Source organism: Paracoccus mangrovi (genome assembly GCF_042648425.1).
Classification (GTDB): domain Bacteria; phylum Pseudomonadota; class Alphaproteobacteria; order Rhodobacterales; family Rhodobacteraceae; genus Paracoccus; species Paracoccus mangrovi.
Genome location: NZ_JBHRXJ010000009.1, coordinates 26330 through 45547, shown reverse-complemented (window position 1 = coordinate 45547; position 19218 = coordinate 26330). Strand labels below are relative to the sequence as shown.

General features: G+C 64.0%; 16 protein-coding genes and 1 tRNA gene. 8 read left to right on the top strand and 9 right to left on the bottom strand.

Annotation, left to right across the window (positions count from 1 at the left end):
* Positions 1-9 precede the first annotated feature (9 nt).
* Both ACFOMH_RS12695 and nqrM read left to right on the top strand, forming a co-directional pair.
* Positions 10-1041 carry an FAD:protein FMN transferase gene (locus ACFOMH_RS12695; protein ID WP_377744884.1) on the top strand — a complete coding sequence of 344 codons (1032 nt, stop codon included), beginning with the start codon at positions 10-12 and terminating at the stop codon, positions 1039-1041.
* A gap of 20 nt (positions 1042-1061) precedes the next feature.
* Positions 1062-1310: a (Na+)-NQR maturation NqrM gene (gene nqrM, locus ACFOMH_RS12690; protein ID WP_374423187.1), complete on the top strand. Its 249-nt coding sequence runs from the start codon at positions 1062-1064 to the stop codon at positions 1308-1310.
* On the opposite strand, the gene ACFOMH_RS12685 is transcribed toward nqrM, so the two are convergent.
* Entirely contained in the window at positions 1307-1492 is a 186-nt protein-coding gene (locus tag ACFOMH_RS12685) for a hypothetical protein (protein WP_377744882.1), read from the bottom strand. The genes nqrM and ACFOMH_RS12685 overlap by 4 nt on opposite strands.
* Positions 1493-1571: 79 nt before the next feature.
* Here ACFOMH_RS12685 and ACFOMH_RS12680 point away from each other — a divergent pair, with 79 nt between their 5' ends.
* Positions 1572-2093 carry a CBS domain-containing protein gene (locus ACFOMH_RS12680; RefSeq protein ID WP_374423183.1) on the top strand — a complete coding sequence of 174 codons (522 nt, stop codon included), beginning with the start codon at positions 1572-1574 and terminating at the stop codon, positions 2091-2093.
* A gap of 214 nt (positions 2094-2307) precedes the next feature.
* Here the strand turns inward: ACFOMH_RS12680 and ACFOMH_RS12675 are convergent.
* Together ACFOMH_RS12675 and metH are read right to left on the bottom strand one after the other, a co-directional pair.
* A tRNA-Leu gene (locus ACFOMH_RS12675) sits at positions 2308-2394 on the bottom strand.
* Positions 2395-2477: 83 nt separating this feature from the next.
* On the bottom strand, positions 2478-6218 hold the full coding sequence (gene metH / locus ACFOMH_RS12670) for a methionine synthase (RefSeq protein ID WP_377744880.1): 3741 nt from the start codon (positions 6216-6218) through the stop codon (positions 2478-2480).
* Between the two features lie 158 nt (positions 6219-6376).
* Between metH and lipB the strand changes: the two genes are divergently transcribed.
* From lipB to ACFOMH_RS12650, 4 genes are all read left to right on the top strand, one after another.
* Positions 6377-7033, top strand: coding sequence for a lipoyl(octanoyl) transferase LipB (gene lipB / locus ACFOMH_RS12665; protein WP_377744879.1), 657 nt, complete (start codon positions 6377-6379; stop codon positions 7031-7033).
* 148 nt (positions 7034-7181) lie between these two features.
* On the top strand, positions 7182-7658 hold the full coding sequence (locus ACFOMH_RS12660) for a c-type cytochrome (RefSeq protein WP_374423175.1): 477 nt from the start codon (positions 7182-7184) through the stop codon (positions 7656-7658).
* Between the two features lie 182 nt (positions 7659-7840).
* On the top strand, positions 7841-9517 hold the full coding sequence (ctaD, locus tag ACFOMH_RS12655; protein ID WP_374423173.1) for a cytochrome c oxidase subunit I: 1677 nt from the start codon (positions 7841-7843) through the stop codon (positions 9515-9517).
* 12 nt (positions 9518-9529) lie between these two features.
* A complete protein-coding gene (locus ACFOMH_RS12650) occupies positions 9530-10030 on the top strand; it encodes a DUF2244 domain-containing protein (RefSeq protein WP_374423171.1) in 501 nt (166 codons plus the stop codon).
* Positions 10031-10123: 93 nt separating this feature from the next.
* Here the strand turns inward: ACFOMH_RS12650 and ACFOMH_RS12645 are convergent, their stop codons facing one another.
* The 3 genes from ACFOMH_RS12645 to ACFOMH_RS12635 all read right to left on the bottom strand — a co-directional run bounded on the left by ACFOMH_RS12645 (position 10124) and on the right by ACFOMH_RS12635 (position 14934).
* Positions 10124-12613, bottom strand: coding sequence for a GcvT family protein (locus tag ACFOMH_RS12645; RefSeq protein WP_377744876.1), 2490 nt, complete (start codon positions 12611-12613; stop codon positions 10124-10126).
* Between the two features lie 120 nt (positions 12614-12733).
* Positions 12734-13927, bottom strand: a complete 1194-nt coding sequence (locus ACFOMH_RS12640) for an MFS transporter (RefSeq protein ID WP_377744874.1) — start codon at positions 13925-13927, stop codon at positions 12734-12736.
* A complete protein-coding gene (locus ACFOMH_RS12635; RefSeq protein WP_374423165.1) occupies positions 13924-14934 on the bottom strand; it encodes a 2-hydroxyacid dehydrogenase in 1011 nt (336 codons plus the stop codon). The genes ACFOMH_RS12640 and ACFOMH_RS12635 overlap by 4 nt, the downstream gene beginning before the upstream one ends.
* A 91-nt stretch (positions 14935-15025) precedes the next feature.
* On the opposite strand from ACFOMH_RS12635, the gene ACFOMH_RS12630 reads away from it, so the two are divergent.
* Positions 15026-15610: an SH3 domain-containing protein gene (locus ACFOMH_RS12630; protein ID WP_374423163.1), complete on the top strand. Its 585-nt coding sequence runs from the start codon at positions 15026-15028 to the stop codon at positions 15608-15610.
* Positions 15611-15682: 72 nt separating this feature from the next.
* Here ACFOMH_RS12630 and ACFOMH_RS12625 read toward each other — a convergent pair whose 3' ends face one another.
* The 3 genes from ACFOMH_RS12625 to ACFOMH_RS12615 all read right to left on the bottom strand — a co-directional run bounded on the left by ACFOMH_RS12625 (position 15683) and on the right by ACFOMH_RS12615 (position 19215).
* A complete protein-coding gene (locus ACFOMH_RS12625; RefSeq protein WP_377744872.1) occupies positions 15683-16423 on the bottom strand; it encodes a class I SAM-dependent methyltransferase in 741 nt (246 codons plus the stop codon).
* 297 nt (positions 16424-16720) lie between these two features.
* Positions 16721-17161, bottom strand: coding sequence for a hypothetical protein (locus ACFOMH_RS12620; protein ID WP_377744871.1), 441 nt, complete (start codon positions 17159-17161; stop codon positions 16721-16723).
* A 14-nt stretch (positions 17162-17175) separates the two neighbouring features.
* Positions 17176-19215, bottom strand: a complete 2040-nt coding sequence (locus ACFOMH_RS12615) for a M3 family metallopeptidase (RefSeq protein WP_377744869.1) — start codon at positions 19213-19215, stop codon at positions 17176-17178.
* Positions 19216-19218: the final 3 nt, after the last annotated feature.

Sequence of the window (19218 nt, the reverse complement as noted above, 5' to 3'; positions counted from 1 at the left end):
GACCAGCCTATGGCACGCGCAGCTTTGATCGGGATGGCGCTCTTTCTGGCCGCCTGCAAGTCCGAGCCCACGGAGTTGCGCCTTGAGGGCGAGACGATGGGCACCACCTATCACATCGTCGCGCTGGATGCCGACGACCGGCTGGACGATGCCGGGGTCAAGGCGGCGGTCGAGACGGCGCTGACCCGGGTGAATGCCCAGATGTCGAACTGGGATCCGAATTCCGAGGTCTCGAAATTCGACGCGCGTCAGGACACGGATCCGGTCGCCATCTCGCCCGAGCTGGCCAAGGTCATGGCCGCCGCCGCCGAGGTCAACCGCCTGAGCGAGGGACAGTTCGACGTCACGCTTGGCCCGCTGATCGAGCTGTGGGGTTTTGGCGCGCGCACGCCCGAGACGCCGCACCCGTCCGATGCCGCGATCACCGCGGCGCTGGCCGAGGTCGGACAGGACAAGGTGCTGGCGCTGGACACAGAGGCCGATCCCCCGACCCTGACCAAGCTGCGGCCGGGCGCGAATGTCTATCTTGCGGCCATCGCCAAGGGGTACGGCGTCGATGTCGTGGGCCAGACCCTGCGCGACATGGGTCTGAACGATTACATGGTCGAGATCGGCGGCGAGATCGTCACCGCCGGCCACAACCTTCAGGGCAAGCCCTGGCAGATCGGGATCGAACGCCCGGATGCCGGCGATCGCAGCATCCAGGAGGTGGTCGCGCTGTCGGGCATGGGCATGGCGACCTCGGGCGATTACCGCAATTATTTCGAACAGGATGGCCGGCGCTATTCGCATATCATCGACGCCCGGACGGGCCGGCCGGTGACGCACCGGACCGCCTCGGTCACGGTGCTGGCCGACACCGCGATGATGGCCGATGCCTGGGCCACGGCGCTTTTGGCGCTGGGTCAGGAACGCGGCCTGCCCATCGCCGAGGCTCAGGGGCTGGCGGTCTTGTTCATTGCGCGCGATCCGCAGGCGGGCGATAACGGCTTTGCCACCACCGCGACCGCGCGGTTCCGGGAATTGCAAGCGCCGGAGTGATCCGGCAGGAAGGCGGCATCATGTCGACGTTCATTCTGGCCTTCGTGATCCTTATCGTTGTCATGCTGGGCATGTCGCTGGGCGTGATGTTGATGGGCAAGACGATCAAGGGCAGCTGCGGCGGTCTGAACGCGATCTCAGGCGCGGATAAATGCATGGTGTGCAGCCGCGAGATCGACCCCGACAGCCCGCTGCGCGAACGTCTGCAATGCCCCCGCGCGCGCAAGATGGCCGAACGGATGGCCGAAAACAGCGGCGGACCGGCCTAGGCCTTGACCGGAAGAAAGGCCACGCCGATCAGGCAGGCGGCGGCGATCAGCCCGTAAAGCCATGCCTGCCATGCCGGTCCCTCGGTTTTCCAGACGCGGCGATAGCGGTATCCGGCGATGACCGCGATCACGAAAAGCAGCGTCGCCTGCGCGGGGGAAAGCGTCGGAAGATTGGCCAGCACGTTTTGCCCCTTTTGGGATTTTTTCTTGGAACGCCCCTTTGGCGGTGTAAGCTTTCTATTCCAAAAAGGAGGTTCTGCAATGCCAAGCTCTTACCAGGGCAGATTGCGCAGGGATTCGGCCAGCCCCCATGATGTCAGCCAGTCGCTCGACAGCAATCTGGCCAAGGCGGTGTCCACGGTCGCCAATCTTCTGGAGAAAAAGGGCGGCGACATTGTCACCATCCGCCCCCAGGAATCCGTCGCCACGGCGGTGACGCTGCTGCGCGAACGCCGCATCGGCGCCCTTGTGGTCACCGATGCCGCCGGCAGTTTGCAGGGCATCCTGTCGGAACGCGATGTGGTGCGCGAACTGGCCGAACGGGGCGGCGCCACGCTGTCGCTGAGTGTGGCCGATTTGATGACCCGCAAGGTCGTGACCTGCGCGCCCGACGAACGCATCATTCAGGTGCTGCAAAAGATGACCGATGGCCGTTTCCGCCATGTCCCGGTCATTGCCGATGGCGCGCTGATCGGTCTGGTCTCGATCGGGGATCTGGTCAATCACCGCCTGCGCGAGCTGGAATATGAGGCGCTGAAGATGAAGCAGATGATCGTCGGCTGATGCCGCTGCGGCGCCGTCTTGCAGCCGCCAGGCGATAGAAAGCGCCGAAAAGCCGTGCGGGCATCGCCAAGTTATCGCCGTCTGACAACGACTTAGGACTGCAAAGCCCGGACCCCGCCCGCAGATCAAGGCCGCGACCGACATAAAGAAACCGTGTTTTCGGGGCTTGGTCTTCTCGCCATTTTCGCAAATCGGAAAATGGCAAGGGGACTACTGGTGCGGTCGAGAAGACTCGAACTTCCACTCCGGTTAAGGAACAGCGACCTCAACGCTGCGCGTCTACCAATTCCGCCACGACCGCATCCGTAGCAAGCCGCCTTCTAGACAGTCGCGTGGGGAATGAAAAGGACAATTTTCATCCCCCATGCGCGTTTTTTGCGTCCCCTATTCGGCCGCCACCGCGCTTTGCGGGATATAGTTCAGGACCGGCGCAAGCCAGCGCTCGGCCTCGGCCACCGGGATATTCTTGCGGGCCGCGTAATCCAGCACCTGATCGTGCTCGACCTTGGCGACGCCGAAGTAATAGGCCTCGGGGTGGCCCAGATAGAGGCCCGAAACCGAAGCCCCCGGCCACATCGCCATCGACTCGGTCAGCTCGACCCCCGTGGCGGCAGTCGCGTCCAAAAGATCGAACAACGTCTGCTTTTCGGTGTGATCGGGCTGGGCCGGATAGCCCGGCGCGGGGCGGATGCCCTGATAGGGTTCGCCGATCAGCTCTTCGGGGCTGAAGCTTTCATCGGCATAGCCCCAGTAATCCCGGCGCACGCGTTCATGCAGCATTTCCGTCAGCGCCTCGGCGAAACGGTCGGCCAGCGCCTGAACCAGAATGGCCGAGAAATCGTCATGCGCGGCCTTGAAACGCTCGGCCAGCGCCTGTTCCTCGCCCCCCGCGGTGACCACGAAACCGCCGACATAGTCGCGATGCCCCGCAGGTGCGACGAAATCGGCCATGGCGGCATTGGGACGGCCGTCGCGTTTGGTGACCTGCTGGCGCAGCGTGTGCAGGGTCGCCAGCGGATCGGCGCGGCGCTCATCGCGCCACAGCTGGATATCATCCCCGATCCGGTTCGCGGGCCAGAAACCGATGACCGCGCGCGGCGTGAACCATTTCTCGGCGATGATCCTGGCCAGCATCGCCTGCGCATCGGCGAACAGCTGACGCGCGACCTCGCCCTGTTTTTCGTCCTCGAGGATGCGCGGATAGACGCCCTTAAGCTCCCATGTCTGGAAGAAGGGGGTCCAGTCGATATAGCGCGCGATCTCGGCCAGATCGAAATCGTCGATCACCCGCGCACCCAGGAATTGCGGGGTTTTCGCCTCGAAACCCGACCAGTCGATCTGGATCGCATTGTCGCGCGCCTGTGCCAGCGGCAGCCGCTTTTTATCGGCCTCGGCGCGGGCATGCTTGTTGGCGACGTCCAGATATTCGGCGCGGATATTCTCGACATAGGCGGCCTTCTGGCCGGACAGCAGGTTGCCGACCACGCCCACCGCGCGGCTGGCATCGGTGACATAGACGGTCTGGCCCTTGGCATAGCGCGGATTGATCTTGACCGCCGTATGCACGCGCGAGGTGGTGGCGCCGCCGATCAGCAAGGGGATCTCGAACCCCTCGCGCTCCATCTCCGAGGCGACATGCACCATCTCGTCCAAGGACGGCGTGATCAGGCCCGAAAGCCCGATCACATCGACATTCTCGGCCTTGGCGACCTCAAGGATCTTGGTCGCCGGCACCATGACGCCAAGGTCGATGATCTCGTAATTATTGCAGGCCAGAACGACCCCGACGATATTCTTGCCGATATCGTGGACGTCGCCCTTGACCGTCGCCATCAGCACCTTGCCGGCGCTGGTCGAGCCGCCCTTTTCGGCCTTTTCGGCCTCCATGAAGGGCAGAAGATGCGCGACCGCCTGTTTCATCACGCGCGCGGATTTCACCACCTGCGGCAGGAACATCTTGCCCGAACCGAACAGGTCGCCCACCACGTTCATGCCGTCCATCAACGGCCCCTCGATGACATGCAGCGGACGCTCGACAGAAAGGCGCGCCTCTTCGGTATCCTCGTCGATATACTCGGTGATGCCATTGACCAGCGCATGCGCCAGCCGCTGGTTCACCGGCCATTCGCGCCAGCTCAGATCCTTTTCGCGGGCCTTCGCGCCGCCCTCGCCCCGGAAACGCTCGGCGATGTCGAGCATGTTTTCGGTGGCCGAACGGCCATTCGCGGGCTTGCGGTTCAGAACGACATCCTCGCAGGCCTCGCGCAGCGCGGCGTCGATCTGGTCATAGACGGCCAGCTGACCGGCATTGACGATGCCCATATCCATGCCCGCCTGAATGGCGTGATACAGGAACACGGCATGCATCGCCTCGCGCACCGGCTCATTGCCGCGAAAGCTGAAGCTGAGGTTCGACACACCGCCCGAAATATGCACATGCGGCAGCGACTGCATGATGCGCCGCGTCGCGCCGATGAAATCGACGCCGTAATTGTCATGTTCCTCGATCCCGGTCGCCACCGCAAAGATATTGGGGTCGAAGATGATGTCTTCGGGCGGGAAGCCGACGCGGTTCACCAGAAGGTCATAGGCGCGGGCACAGATTTCCACCTTGCGGTTTTCGGTATCGGCCTGTCCGGTTTCGTCAAAGGCCATGACCACGACCGCCGCGCCATAGCGGCGGCACAGATCGGCCTGATGCAGAAAGGCCTCTTCGCCCTCTTTCAGGCTGATCGAGTTCACGACCGCCTTGCCCTGGACGCATTTCAGCCCGGCCTCGATCACCTCCCATTTCGAGCTGTCGATCATCACCGGCACGCGGGCGATATCGGGCTCGGCGGCGATCAGGTTCAGATAGTCGACCATCGCCTGTTTCGAATCGATCAGGCCCTCGTCCATGTTCACGTCGATGATCTGGGCGCCGTTCTCGACCTGATCGCGCGCCACGTCCAGCGCGGCGGCGTAATCGCCATTGGTGATCAGCTTGCGGAACTTGGCCGAGCCGGTGACGTTCGTGCGCTCGCCCACGTTCACGAAGGGAATGTCTTCGGTCTTGACGAAAGGCTCCAGCCCCGAAAGCCGCAGGCGCGGCTCGATCTCGGGGATGGCGCGGGGCGGCAGGTCGGCCACGGCGCGGGCAATGGCCGCGATATGTTCGGGGGTCGAGCCGCAGCAGCCGCCGACGATATTGACCAGCCCCTCGCGCGCGAAACCGGCGACCTGGGCCGCCATCTGCTGGGCGGTTTCGTCATATTGGCCCATCTCATTGGGCAGGCCGGCATTGGGATAGGCACAGATCAGCGTGTCGGCCACCGACGAAAGCTCGGCCAGATGCGGGCGCATCGCCTCGGCGCCCAGGGCGCAGTTGAGGCCGATGGTGACCGGCGTCGCATGACGCATCGAATGCCAGAACGCCGAGGGCGTCTGTCCCGACAGCGTCCGCCCCGACAGGTCGGTGATCGTGCCCGAAATCATCACCGGCAGGCGCAGGTTGTTCTCGGCGAACACCTCTTCACAGGCGAAAACCGCCGCCTTGGCGTTCAGCGTGTCAAAAATCGTCTCGATCAGGATCAGATCGGCGCCGCCATCGATCAGCCCGCGCACCTGCTGGGCATAGGCTTCGCGCAATTGATCGAAAGTCACGGCGCGATAGCCGGGATTGTTCACATCCGGGCTGATCGAGGCGGTGCGGTTCGTCGGCCCCAGCGCGCCCGCGACCCAGCGCGGGCGGCCATCCTCGGCGGTGGCGCGGTCCAGCGCCGCGCGGGCCAGTTTCGCACCCTGATAGTTCAGGTCATAGACCGCCTCTTCCATGCCGTAATCGGCCTGGGCGATGGTGGTCGACGAAAACGTGTTGGTTTCGACGATATCGGCGCCCGCCTTGGCATAGCGATAGTGGATTTCCTCGATCGCCTCGGGCTGGGTCAGGTTCAGCAGGTCGTTATTGCCCTGTTGCGGATCATGGGAATGATGCGCGCAGGAACAGCCCGAACCATGGCCCACGAAATCGTCCTCGGCAAAGCCAAGCTGCTGGATCTGCGTGCCCATCGCCCCGTCAAGGATCAGGATACGCTGGCGCGCGGCGGCGCGCAGATCGTCAAAGACGGGGGACAGGGGCAAGGTCATGGCGCGGTTCCGCTAGCTGTTCGAAGCAATCTATATAGGGCCTCTGCGTCATTTAGTGAAATTCAACATCCGCACAATGATCTTGCAGCGGATTCATGTTGTCATGCCGCCCTTGCGCCCCCCTTGCGGTCACGTGGCTTTGGCGCCAAATGACATGCATGACTGAATGGATCATCGCCCCCGGACTGACCGATTACGACGACGCGGTCGCGTTCATGGAAACGCGCGCCGCCGCCATCCACGCGGGCCATGCCGACGAACTGATCTGGCTGGTCGAACATCCGCCGCTCTATACCGCCGGCACCTCGGCCCGCAGCGCCGACCTGCTCGATGCGCGTTTCCCGGTCTTTGCATCGGGGCGCGGCGGCCAATACACCTATCACGGGCCGGGCCAGCGGGTGATCTATGTCATGCTGGACCTGAACCGGCGCGGCCGCGATGTGCGCGCCTTCGTGAAAGCGCTCGAGGACTGGGTCATCGACGCACTGGCCGAATTCAACCTCAGGGGTGAGATTCGCGAGGGCCGCGTCGGCGTCTGGATCGCCCGCCCCGACAAGCCCGCCCTGCCCGACGGCACCATGCGCGAGGACAAGATCGCCGCCATCGGCGTCAAGCTGCGCAAATGGGTCAGCTTTCACGGGATTTCGGTCAATGTTGAACCAAATCTTGAGCATTATCAGGGCATTGTTCCCTGCGGCATTTCCGGCCATGGCGTGACCAGCCTGGTGGATATGGGGCTTCCGGTGGGGATGGACGATCTGGATATGGCGCTGCGCAGCACCTTTGCAGGCCATTTTCCCGCGCTTGCGACCTAACATTGGTCAAGACCGGCCGGCCACGACCGTGCTAGGACAGCATCTGCGACCTTTTGCCCGTATTCGCCGGGCGTGGCGCGTGCTAGCCCTCATACCGGAAACGGGAGAGGTCCCGTTCACCAAGGAAAACAACCCCGGAGGATATGCGATGAAGACGAGCCTGATCGCCACTCTCGCCGCAGCGACCTTTGCCCTGCCGGCCATGGCACAGGATGCCGGCGACGCCGCCAAGGGCGAAAAGGAATTCAACAAGTGCAAGGCCTGCCACATGGTGCAGGCCCCCGACGGCACCGACATCGTCAAGGGTGGCAAGACCGGGCCCAATCTTTACGGGGTCGTGGGCCGCAAGGCCGGCACCGAGGAAGGCTTCAAATATTCCGACGCACTGATCAAGCTGGGCGAGGCCGGCGAGGTCTGGACCGTTGCGGATCTTGAGCATTACATCACCGATCCCAACAGCTATGTCGAAGAAAAGGTCGGCGACAAATCCTTGAAGACCAAGATGACCTTCAAGATGAAAAAGAACCAGGCCGACGTCATCGCCTTCCTGGCGCAGCATTCGCCCGACGCGGGTGCCGCGCCGGCCGAAGCACCGGCCGAGGCCACTCCGCCCGCCTCGAACTGATGGTCGCGCGGGCACCCGCGCCCGCAAACCAGCCGTCAAGCCGCCCCCGGCGCGCAAAATGCGTCCGGGGGCGCGTCATTTCCGCGCATCGGCGGATTGCCGGGCCTAGCATACTGGTCTAGAACCGGAAACGAGTCCGCCGGCCAAAGAGTCGGCCAGCCGAATGTCTAGGGAGTCGACGCATGGCAGACGCAGCCGTACATGGCCACGGTGACCATCATGACACCCGCGGGTTCTTTACCCGCTGGTTCATGTCTACAAACCACAAGGATATCGGGATCCTTTACCTGTTCACGGCCGGTGTCGTCGGCCTGATTTCGGTTGCCTTCACCGTCTTCATGCGGATGGAGCTGCAATATCCCGGCGTTCAGCACATGTGCCTTGAAGGGGCGCGTTTCTTTACCGACGCGGCCGCCGAATGCACCCCGAACGGGCATCTGTGGAACGTGATGATCACCTATCACGGCGTCCTGATGATGTTCTTTGTCGTCATCCCGGCGCTGTTCGGCGGTTTCGGCAACTACTTCATGCCCTTGCAGATCGGCGCGCCGGACATGGCCTTCCCGCGGCTGAACAACCTCAGCTACTGGATGTATGTCTGTGGTGTGGCGCTGGGGATTGCGTCCCTTTTGGCGCCGGGCGGCAGCGACCAGCCCGGCTCCGGCGTGGGCTGGGTGCTTTACCCGCCGCTGTCGACCACCGAGGCCGGCTATTCGATGGATCTGGCGATTTTCGCCGTCCACGTTTCGGGCGCCTCGTCGATCCTTGGCGCGATCAACATCATCGCCACCTTCCTGAACATGCGCGCCCCGGGCATGACGCTGTTCAAGGTGCCGCTCTTTGCCTGGTCTGTCTTTATCACCGCCTGGCTGATCCTGCTGTCCCTGCCGGTTCTGGCCGGCGCCATCACCATGCTGCTGATGGACCGCAATTTCGGCACGGCCTTCTTTGACCCGGCCGGCGGCGGCGACCCGATCCTGTACCAGCATATCCTGTGGTTCTTTGGCCACCCGGAAGTGTACATCATCATCCTGCCCGGCTTTGGCATCATCAGCCACGTCATTTCGACCTTTGCCCGCAAGCCGGTCTTTGGCTATCTGCCGATGGTGCTGGCCATGGCCGCGATCGGGATCCTGGGCTTTGTCGTCTGGGCGCACCACATGTACACCGTCGGCATGTCGCTGACCCAGCAGAGCTATTTCATGCTGGCCACCATGACCATCGCCGTGCCCACCGGCATCAAGGTGTTCTCGTGGATCGCGACGATGTGGGGCGGCTCGATCGAGTTCAAGACGCCGATGCTCTGGGCCTTTGGCTTCCTGTTCCTGTTCACCGTCGGCGGCGTGACCGGCGTGGTGCTGTCGCAGGCGCCGCTGGACCGGGTCTATCACGACACCTATTACGTCGTGGCGCATTTCCACTATGTGATGTCGCTTGGCGCGGTCTTTGCGATCTTTGCCGGCGTCTATTACTGGATCGGCAAGATGTCGGGCCGTCAGTACCCGGAATGGGCCGGCAAGCTGCATTTCTGGATGATGTTCATCGGTTCGAACCTGATCTTCTTCCCGCAGCACTTCCTGGGCCGTCAGGGCATGCCGCGCCGGTACATCGACTATCCGGTGGAATTCGCCTACTGGAACAACATCTCGTCGATCGGCGCCTATATCTCGTTCGCCTCGTTCCTGTTCTTCATCGGCATCGTGTTCTACACGCTGTTCGCCGGGAAAAAGGTCGGCGTTCCGAACTATTGGAACGAATATGCCGATACGCTGGAATGGACCCTGCCCTCGCCGCCGCCCGAACATACCTTCGAGCAGCTTCCCAAGCGCGAGGACTGGGATCGCAGCCACGCCCACTGAGGCAAAGGCAAGATGCCCTATCACTGGACAGATACGGCCCCGGAGGTTTCCGGGGCCGTTTCATTTCGGCTTGAGGCATGGCCCTATCGGTCGCTTCCGAAACGCGGCTTCGTCTGGGTGATCGGCCTGACCGCCGGGGCGCTGGCGCTGCCCTTGCTGGCGGTGGTCGGCTCGGCGGTGATGTGGGGATTGCTGCCCTTTGCGGTGCTGGCGGTCTGGGGCCTGTGGCGCGCCATCGGGCTAAGCTATCGCAGTGCCGCCACGCGCGAGGTGCTGGTGCTGACGCCGCAATCGCTGCTTTTGACGCGCAGCGATCCGGGCCGCGCGGACCGGATCTGGCAGACCAATCCCTATTGGGTGCGCGCCGGATTGCGCGCGACCGGCCCGGTCGAGGATTACCTCGTCCTGACCGATGGCCGCCGCGAGGTCGAGCTGGGCGCATTCCTGTCGCCCGAAGAACGTCAAAGCCTGCGCGACGATCTGGACCGGCGTCTGGCGCGGCTAAGGGGTTAGACCCGGCAACCGCCGCCGATACCTGGCAAACGACATGGCCCGCGCGGGATACGCGCGGGCCATGCCTGTTTCACATCATGTCCTGCCTGATGGCTAGCCGTCCACGCGGATCCGGGCGTTGCTCGGGTCAAAGGGACTGTCCTCGGTTACCACGGCATCATAAAACTCGCGGAACATGCGCACCTTGAGCTTTGTGCCCGGCTCGGCCAGATCGGGGCGGACATAGCCCATGCCGATGGACTTGCCAAAGCCCGCCGACCACCCGCCCGAGGTCAGCCGGCCGACGCGCGTGCCGTCCAGAAACAGCCCTTCACGCCCCCAGGGATCGGCATCCGCCGGCCCGTCGATCAACAAGGTGACACATTTCGAACGGATGCCCTTGTCCAGCATTTCCTGTTTGCCACGGAAATCCTTGTCCAGATCGACGAAACGGTCAAGGCCGGCCTCAAGCGGGGTCGCATCGCGACCGAGTTCGGTGCCAAAGGCGCGATAGGATTTTTCCTGCCGCAGCCAGTTCTGCGCCCGTGCCCCCACCAGCTTGAGCCCGTGCTTTTCACCGGCAATGACCAGCTGATCCCAAAGATAGCGGCCAAATTCGATCGGGTGGTGCAATTCCCATCCCAATTCGCCGGTATAGGCGACGCGGATGGCGCGGACCGGGCACATGCCCAGTTCGATATTGCGCATCGACAGCCACGGGAAACGCTTGTTGCCCAGAACGGTGGCGGGATCGGCATCGCGTACGATTTCTTGCAGGATCTTGCGGCTGTTCGGCCCGGCAATGGCAAAGACGCCCCATTGCGTGGTGATGTCCTGCACGATGATCTGACCAAAGGCGCGGCCCATATCCTCGGCCAGCTTGCGCAGATTGTCGCCGTCGTAATCCGCCCAGGCCCCCGCCGAGATCAGGTAATAATCATCCTCGGCCAGCCGCACGATGGTATATTCGGTGCGCGTGGTGCCCGTTTCGGTCAGCGCATAGGTCAGGTTGATCCGCCCGACCTTGGGCAGCTTGTTCGTGGTCAGCCAGTCAAGGAAGGCGGTCGCGCCGGGGCCATAGACGCGATGCTTGGCGAATGCGCTGGCATCGATCAGGCCGGCGGTTTCGCGGATGGCCAATGCCTCGGATTTCGCATATTGCCACCAGCCGCCGCGGCGGAAGCTGCGCGCGGCATGATCGTCAAAGCCTGCGGGCGCGTAATAATTCGGACGCTCCCAGCCATTCACCTGTCCCATCTGGGCGCCGGCCGCGATCTGGCGGTCATAGGCGGGGGCGGTGCGCAGGGGCCGGCAGGCTTCGCGCTCCTCATCGGGGTGATGCAGGATGAAGACGTGCTCATAGCTTTCCTCATTCTTGCGGGCGGCGTATTCGGTGGTCATCCAGCTGCCGAAGCGGCGCGGATCAAGGCTGGCCATGTCGATATCGGCCTCGCCCTCGGTCATCATCTGGGCCAGATAATGGCCGACGCCACCGGCGGCGGTGATGCCAAAGCTGAACCCTTCGGCCAGCCACATGTTGCGCAGGCCCGGCGCCGGGCCGACCAGCGGGTTGCCATCGGGCGTGTAACAGATCGGGCCGTTGAAATCGTCCTTGAGCCCCACGGTTTCCGAGGTCGGAATCCGGTGGATCATGGACATATATTCCTCTTCAATCCGTTCCAGATCCAGCGGGAACAGATCGGCGCGGAAGCTTTCGGGCACGTCATAGAGGAACCGCGCCGGGGCATTCCTTTCATAGGGGCCAAGGATCCAGCCGCCGCGTTCCTCGCGCACATACCATTTCGCATCGGCGTCGCGCAGAACGGGGTGTTCGGGATTGCCGGCGGCGCGCCATGCGACCAGCGCCGGGTCCGGCTCGGTCACGATATACTGGTGCTCGACGGGGATCGCGGGGATCTTGATGCCCAAAAGCCGCGCGGTGCGCTGTGCATGGTTGCCGGTCGCGGTGACGACATGTTCGGCGCGGATTTCGAAAACCTCGCCCGAGGGGACAAGATTGCCGCCCTTTTCCACCATCTTTTCGCAGGTGACGATCCATTCGTCGCCGGTCCAAAGATAGGCATTGACCTGAATCCGGCGTTCGATGGTGGCGCCGGCCATGCGCGCGCCCTTGGCCATGGCCTGGGTCACATCGGCCGGGTTGATATAGCCGTCGGTCGGGTGAAACAGCGCACCTTTCAGGTCCTCGGTGCGGACCAAGGGCCAGCGCGCCTTGATCTGGGCGGGGGTCAGGAATTCATGCTCGACGCCGACCGTCTCGGCGGTGGCGGAATACAGCATGTATTCGTCCATCCGCGCATCGGTCTGGGCCATGCGCAGGTTGCCGCAGCGGGTGAACCCGGCATTCAGCCCGGTCTCGGCCTCAAGCCCGGCATAAAGCTTGACCGAATAGTCGTGGATATGGCTGGTCGCATAGCCCATGTTGAACAGCGGAAGCAGGCCCGCCGCGTGCCAGGTCGAACCGGCCGTCAGCTCGTCGCGCTCGACCAGCATGGTGTCCCAGCCCGCTTTCGCCAGATGATAGGCGATGCCGCAACCGACGGCGCCGCCGCCGACCACCAGGGCCTTCACATGGGTTTTCATTCGTCTTTTCCTTTTGCCGGATGCGCTTTACCCTTTCTGTGCCAGAAGCTGCGCCGCGTCATAGAATGCAGACGACATGAAACGCGACGAAAGCGACATCACCGCAAGATTGGCGCAGCCTTAGTCGCCGCCGTGATCGAAATCGGCATGGCGCGCCAGCCCGGACAGGATCAGCGACGACAGGATCAGCACCGCCAGCCCCAGAAAGATCGCTGAAAACGCCACATGTTCGGCCACAAAGCCGATCAGGCCGGGCGCGACCAGAATGCCGCAATAGCCCAGGGTCGTGGCCACCGACATGCCGATCCCCGGCGCGATTCCCGGCAGGTTGCCCGCCGCTGAAAAGGCGATGGGCACCAGATTGGAAATGCCAAGCCCCGCAAGACCAAAGCCCAGAATCGCCCAGCCCGGCGCCGGCGCAAGCGCGGCCATCGCTAGCCCCAGCGCACCCACCACCGCCCCCAGCCGCAGCGTCTGGCGCGCGCCCAAGCGCTGGCGGATGCTGTCCCCCACAAAGCGCATCAATGCCATCGTCCCGGCGCACGCGGCAAAGCCAAAGCCCGATACCCAGATGCTCGCCCCCAGATCGCGGCGCAGATAGACCGCCGCCCAATCGATGATCGCGCCTTCGGGAATCATCGAACACAGCGCCAGAAGCCCGATCAGATAGGGCAAGGGCGAACGCGGCAACCGCAGCGGCGCGGGCGCGGCCTCGGGATGGGGCGCGTCGACCAGCACGCGCGGCAACAAAAGCCACAAGAGCCCCCCGACCGCCAGCGTCACCAAAAGCGCATGCCCGCGTTCGCCCAGCCCCGCCAAGAGAATGCCCCCGGCGGCGGCGCCCGCCATGGCGCCCAGGCTCCAGAACCCGTGACAGGACGACATGATCGCACGGCGGCGGGCGCGCTCGACCGCGACGGCATTGGCATTCATCGCCACATCCATGCCGCCGACAAAGCCGCCGAACAGAAACACCGCCAGCCCGACGGACCAGATCCCCGGCATCAGGGACATCAGCAAAAGCGTCGGCGCGGCCAGCACCGCCGCCCGCCGCAAGGGCCCGGCCGATCCCCGCCGCGCGATGATCGCGCCAAAGATCGGCATCATCGTGACCGATCCCAGGCCCAGCACAAGAACCAGAAGCCCGGCCTCGGCCTCGGAAATCTGCAACCGCTGCATCAGCACCGGCACCTTGGGCGCCCAGCTGCCGATCATCAGACCATTGGCGAAAAACAGCCCCGACACGGCCCAGCGTGGCCCGAAACCGCCCCTGGTGCCCCCCGTGGCACCGCCCGGCAACGCGGCCATGCTCATAGCATGCTCGGCAGGACCAGATCCGGCGGAGGCATCCCGTCGGCGAAAATGCGGATATTGTAGATCACCTTTTCACCCATCTCGATGCGGCCTTCGACCGTGGCCGACCCCATATGCGGCAAAAGCACGACATTGGGCAAAGCCCGCAGTCGCGGGTTGATTTCATGCCCGTGTTCGAACACGTCCAGCCCGGCGCCGGCGATCTCGCCGGTGCGCAGCATGCGCGTCAGGGCGTTTTCGTCGATCACCTCGCCGCGCGAGGTGTTGATGACCACGGCACTGGGTTTCATCAGCTTGAGCCGCCGCGCGTTCAACAGGTGAAACGTCGCGGGCGTATGCGGCGCGTTGATCGAAATGATATCCACCCGCGCCAGCATCTGATCGAGACTGTCCCACCATGTGGCGTCCAGATCGGCCTCGATCCCGGAATGCAGGCGGTGGCGGTTGTGGTAATGCACCTTCATGCCAAAGACATTGGCGCGGCGCGCGACGGCCTGTCCGATCCGGCCCATGCCCAGAATGCCCAGCTGTCGCCCGCCCAGCCGGCCGCCCAGATGCGAGGTCGGCGACCACCCCTTCCAGCGGGCGCCCTGCATTTCGGCCATGCCCTCGGGGATGCGGCGGGTCACGGCCAGAATCAGCGCAAGCACCATATCGGCGGTATCCTCGGTCACCACGCCGGGGGTATTGCTGATATGGATGCCGCGTTGGCGCGCGGCGGTGACGTCCAGATGGTCGACCCCGGCGCCGTAATTGGCGATCAGTTTCAGCCGCGGACCGGCCTCATCCATCATGGCGGCGTCGATACGGTCGGTCACCGACGGCACCAGCACATCGGCCGCGCGCATCGCCTCAACCAGCTCGTCGCGGCTGAGCTTGCGGTCGTCGGGGCTGAGCGTGGTATCGAAAAGCTCGCTCATGCGGGCCTCGATCACCTCGGGCAGGCGGCGGGTCACGATAACTTTAAGGCGCGAACGCGGCGTATCGGTCACGGGGCCAACGGGCATGGTCGCTCCTCTCTTCCAAAGCCGGGCGGCTTTTGGCAAAGTGCCCGCGATGAGGGGCAGGCACAAGACCCCCGAAAAGCAGGACAGGCAGATGACGACAAGACAGGCTTGGTGGCGTGCCGGCGTTTTCGCGGCCGCCGCGATCTTGGGGCCGGGAATGGCGCTGGCGCAAAGCGGCGATGCCAGCCCCCCCAGCGTTTCGGCGGATGCCCAGATCAGCCGCCATCAGGGCGAGGCGCGCGACCCAGGTCGCGGCGCGGTGACCAACCTGCCCCTGCCCCGCTATGTCAGCCTCAAGGGCGGCGAAGGGAATGCCCGCCGTGGCCCCAGCCTGTCGCATCGCATCGACTGGGTGTTCCGCCATGCCGGGATGCCGCTGCGGGTGACCGCCGAATTCGGGCATTGGCGGCGGGTCGAGGATCAGGACGGCGCCGGCGGCTGGGTGCATTACGCGCTGTTGTCGGGGGTGCGCACCGCCATCGTGCAAAAGGACATGCTGGACCTGATGGCCAAGCCCGAACCGCGCGCCAAGGTCGTGGCCCGCGCCGAGGCCGGGGCCATCGTGCGCCTGCATGAATGCACCATCGACTGGTGCCGCATCTCGGGCGGCGGCGAAAAGGGTTGGGTCCCCAAGACCGCGATCTGGGGCGTCGACGCGGGCGAAATCCGCGATTGAGAAAGGGGGTCGCGGGCGCGCACCTTGGCTGGGGCGCGCAGCGGCCAGGTCGTATCGGTCAGCCCGGACCGGCTAGCTCGCCTCGGGCGGGGTGGCCTCGGCCTTGCGGATCACGACATGCCCCAGGGAAATCCGCATCCAAGCAAAGCGCGACTGGCGCGGGGTTCCGGTGCCGAAATTGGCATGGGTCATGTCCTCGGCGCCGCATTCGTCGATCAGTTCCTTGACGAAGCCGACCATGCCGCGATCATGGCCATGAAATTGCCGCCGCACGAGATTCCAGCGCGCCCAGCCGACCGCCCGGCGCAGCGGCGTCACCGCGCCGACGCCCGGGGATTTGTGCAGGCGGTCCAGCATGCGCTCATGCCATGACAGCCCGACCTTTTCGGGGCGGTGATGGCGGCCATCGGGATATTGCGGCCAATAGCCGGTGCCCCAATCCTCGATGAAATAATAGCCGCCGGGCTTCAGGTGGTGGTCGAACAGGTGCCAAAAGGAAATCCGGGCAAGCTGGCCGACATGTGCGGCATCGTCGATGATGACATCGAACCCTTGGGGGGCGCGTTCCGCCGCGATCCGGTCCAGAAGCGCCGTATCCTGTTGCTCGCCCACATAACAGCGCACCCGCCCGCTGTGAAATTCGACCGGACACGGGTTGATATCGATGCCGGTGATCTGGGCCTCGGGCAGCCAGTTTTCCCAGTATTTCAGCGAATCCCCCCGGGCGATGCCCAGTTCCAGAAATCGCAGCGGCTGATCCCGCAACGGTCCCAGATAGCGTTCGTAATTTTCGAAGTAATGGGCAAGGCCCATTTTGTCGATCGGAACATCTCCGATGGACTTTGGCGGCAAAGCGGTCGCGGTGGACAACATCGGTCCCCCCATTTCTGAAAAGCGCACGTATCCAAAAAGGTTAATAAAGGTTAAGAACTCCGCTCGGGGGGATCAAGCGCGCAAGCCCTGACTGAACCTGTCGGTTCGTACAGAGCATTTCCCCGAACGGCACCGTCTGGTCGAAATACCCGCGGAAATGGAAAAGCCGCCCCCGAAGGGACGGCCCGTCGCATGGCTGGCCTGTTGCTTGGCCTGCCCGTTGCTTGGCCTGCCGGCCTAGATGGACTGGCCAACCAGCGAATCGGTGCTGGCCGGGGCTTTCATGCATTGGAAATAAGTCAGCGTGATCGACCCCTCGGTCAGGCGCAGCGCGCCGTCGCGGCGGGTCTGCAAATCGACGACGCGGTTGCCGCCCGTCCCCTCGCCTTCACAAGACAGGGTCACACGGGTCCGGTTCACCTGTTGCTCCGAGCTGACCACAGTACAGGTGGCGCGCGGATACATGAACTTGTTGCCGTCGATCACAAGGCTCTTGTCGCCGCCGGTTTCACCGCAATTGGACCGCAACAGGTTATAGGTGCCGTTCAACGCACTGGATTGCGCCATCGGGCCGGGGGTATTTTCCGGCGTCACGGGCGCGACCTCTTCCTGACTACAGGCGGCCAGCCCGATCAACGCAAAAGAGGCAAGTGCCAGAAACGGTTTTGCTTTGTTCATGGTCATTCTCCCGGTTAGTTGTCTTGCGCCGCCATCAGGCCGCGTCCCTTCAACAACGCGTGAACCCCGGGTTTTCGTTCCCTGAATTTCAACCACAATTCGTCCGCAGGCAGAGAATCGCCCTTGGACAGGATCCATGTTTCAAGCTTGGCGGCGGTTTCCGGGTCAAAGGCATCGCCCTTTTCCATAAATGCCTCAAAGGCATCGGCATCCATCACCTCGGACCACATATAGCTGTAATATCCCGATGAATATCCGTCGCCGGAAAAGACATGCGCGAAATGCGGCGTCGCATGGCGCATCGGAATGGCCGCAGGAGCGCCCAGCCCGGCCAGCAATTCGGCCTGACGTGCCATCGGATCGGCCGGCGGCGCGCCGCGATGGAAATCCAGATCGACCAGCGCGCTTTCCAGATATTCGACGGTGGCAAAACCCTGATCGGCATTGCCGGCCGCAATCAGACGGTCGCGCAGGTCGGCCGAAAGGGGCGCGCCGGTTTCCGCATGGCGGGCGTGACGGTCCAGAACCTCTGGCTGTTCCAGCCAATGCTCGAAAAGCTGGCTGGGCAATTCGACGAAATCGCGCGCCACCGAGGTGCCCGCGATCGAAGGCCAAGTCACATCCGAAAGGATGTTGTGCAGCGCATGGCCGAATTCGTGAAACAGCGTATGCGCATCGTCCCAGGACAGAAAGCTGGGCGCGCCGGCCGTCTCGGGCGGGGTGAAATTACAGACATTGATGACGATCGGCTGCTGACCGGCGCCAAGCCGGTGCTGCGATTGCAGGGTCGAACACCACGCCCCCGAGCGTTTGCTGGGCCGGGCATGGAAATCGCCCAGAAACACCGCCAGACGCCGGCCGCCGCGCATCACCTCCCAGGCGCGGACGTCGGGGGACCAGAGCGGGGCCTGAAATTCGCGCATCTCCAGCCCGAAAAGCCGGTTCGCGGTGTCGAAAACCGCGCCGATCATCGCATCGAGCGTCAGATAGGGTTTGACCTCGGCCTCATCCAGATCGTGCTCGGCCTTGCGGCGGCGCTCGGCGTAATAGCGCCAGTCCCAGGGTTCCAGCGCGCCGTTCACGCCATCCTCGTGCAGCATTTCGGTAAAGCGCGCCGCATCCTGTTCGGCGCGGGCCTTGGCGGGCGCCCAGACCTGCATCAACAGGGCCTCGACGTTTTCGGCATTGCCGGCCATTTCCGGTTCCAGCTTGTAGCTGGCGAAATCGGCATAGCCCAAAAGCTGCGCGCGTTCATGGCGCAGCTGCAAAATCTCGGCGGCGATGGGGCGGTTATCGGTCGCAGAACCGCCCGCGCCCGAACCGTCGCCACGCGCGGCCCAGGCCCGCCACGCCGCTTCGCGCAGGGCGCGATCCCCGGCATATTCCAGAAACGGCACGATCAACGACCGGTTCAGCGTCACGATCTGACCCGAAAGCCCACGTTCGCGCGCCGCCGCCCGCATCGACCGGACCAACCAGTCGGGCAGGCCCTGCAACCGGTCATCGGCCACCGCCATGGTGAAATCGCGCTCATCGGTCAGCACATTCTGCGCGAACTGCGTCGACAGCACCGCCAGCCGTTCACGAAGCGCCGCCATGCGGTCGCGCGCCGCCCCGGTCAGGCCGGCGCCCGCGCGGCGCAGGCCCCGCAGGGTCAGCTCGGTCAGGCGGCGATCCTCGGGGGAAAGCTCGTCCATGTCCTGCGAAATCGCCTCGACCCGGTCGAACAGGCGCGGATCCATGCTGACACGGGCGCCATGGGCGGCCAGACGCGGCGCGATCTGGCGCTGCAATTCCTCGCGCGCGGGGTTCGAATCGACGCCGGTCAGGGTGAAAAAGATCGCGCAAAGCCGGTTCAGCGGATCCTCGGCGGTTTCCAGCGCCGCCACGGTGTTTTGAAAGCTGGGCGGTTCGGGATTGGCGGCGATCGCCTCGACCGCGTCGCCCGCCAGCTTGAGGCAGGCGTCAAAGGCGGGGGCGAAATCCTCATCCCGGATCAGATCGAAACGCGGCAGGCCCAGCGGGCCGGTCCAATGGGTCAGCTCAGAATTCATCGC

What these genes read in the sequence shown, in the direction of transcription:
- ACFOMH_RS12695 (WP_377744884.1), top strand. Translation starts at nt 10, where the DNA reads ATGGCACGCGCAGCTTTGATCGGGATGGCGCTCTTTCTGGCCGCCTGC.
- nqrM (WP_374423187.1), top strand. Translation starts at nt 1,062, where the DNA reads ATGTCGACGTTCATTCTGGCCTTCGTGATCCTTATCGTTGTCATGCTG.
- ACFOMH_RS12680 (WP_374423183.1), top strand. Translation starts at nt 1,572, where the DNA reads ATGCCAAGCTCTTACCAGGGCAGATTGCGCAGGGATTCGGCCAGCCCC.
- metH (WP_377744880.1), bottom strand. Translation starts at nt 6,218, where the DNA reads ATGACCTTGCCCCTGTCCCCCGTCTTTGACGATCTGCGCGCCGCCGCG.
- lipB (WP_377744879.1), top strand. Translation starts at nt 6,377, where the DNA reads ATGACTGAATGGATCATCGCCCCCGGACTGACCGATTACGACGACGCG.
- ACFOMH_RS12660 (WP_374423175.1), top strand. Translation starts at nt 7,182, where the DNA reads ATGAAGACGAGCCTGATCGCCACTCTCGCCGCAGCGACCTTTGCCCTG.
- ctaD (WP_374423173.1), top strand. Translation starts at nt 7,841, where the DNA reads ATGGCAGACGCAGCCGTACATGGCCACGGTGACCATCATGACACCCGC.
- ACFOMH_RS12650 (WP_374423171.1), top strand. Translation starts at nt 9,530, where the DNA reads ATGCCCTATCACTGGACAGATACGGCCCCGGAGGTTTCCGGGGCCGTT.
- ACFOMH_RS12645 (WP_377744876.1), bottom strand. Translation starts at nt 12,613, where the DNA reads ATGAAAACCCATGTGAAGGCCCTGGTGGTCGGCGGCGGCGCCGTCGGT.
- ACFOMH_RS12640 (WP_377744874.1), bottom strand. Translation starts at nt 13,927, where the DNA reads ATGAGCATGGCCGCGTTGCCGGGCGGTGCCACGGGGGGCACCAGGGGC.
- ACFOMH_RS12635 (WP_374423165.1), bottom strand. Translation starts at nt 14,934, where the DNA reads ATGCCCGTTGGCCCCGTGACCGATACGCCGCGTTCGCGCCTTAAAGTT.
- ACFOMH_RS12630 (WP_374423163.1), top strand. Translation starts at nt 15,026, where the DNA reads ATGACGACAAGACAGGCTTGGTGGCGTGCCGGCGTTTTCGCGGCCGCC.
- ACFOMH_RS12625 (WP_377744872.1), bottom strand. Translation starts at nt 16,423, where the DNA reads ATGGGCCTTGCCCATTACTTCGAAAATTACGAACGCTATCTGGGACCG.
- ACFOMH_RS12620 (WP_377744871.1), bottom strand. Translation starts at nt 17,161, where the DNA reads ATGAACAAAGCAAAACCGTTTCTGGCACTTGCCTCTTTTGCGTTGATC.
- ACFOMH_RS12615 (WP_377744869.1), bottom strand. Translation starts at nt 19,215, where the DNA reads ATGAATTCTGAGCTGACCCATTGGACCGGCCCGCTGGGCCTGCCGCGT.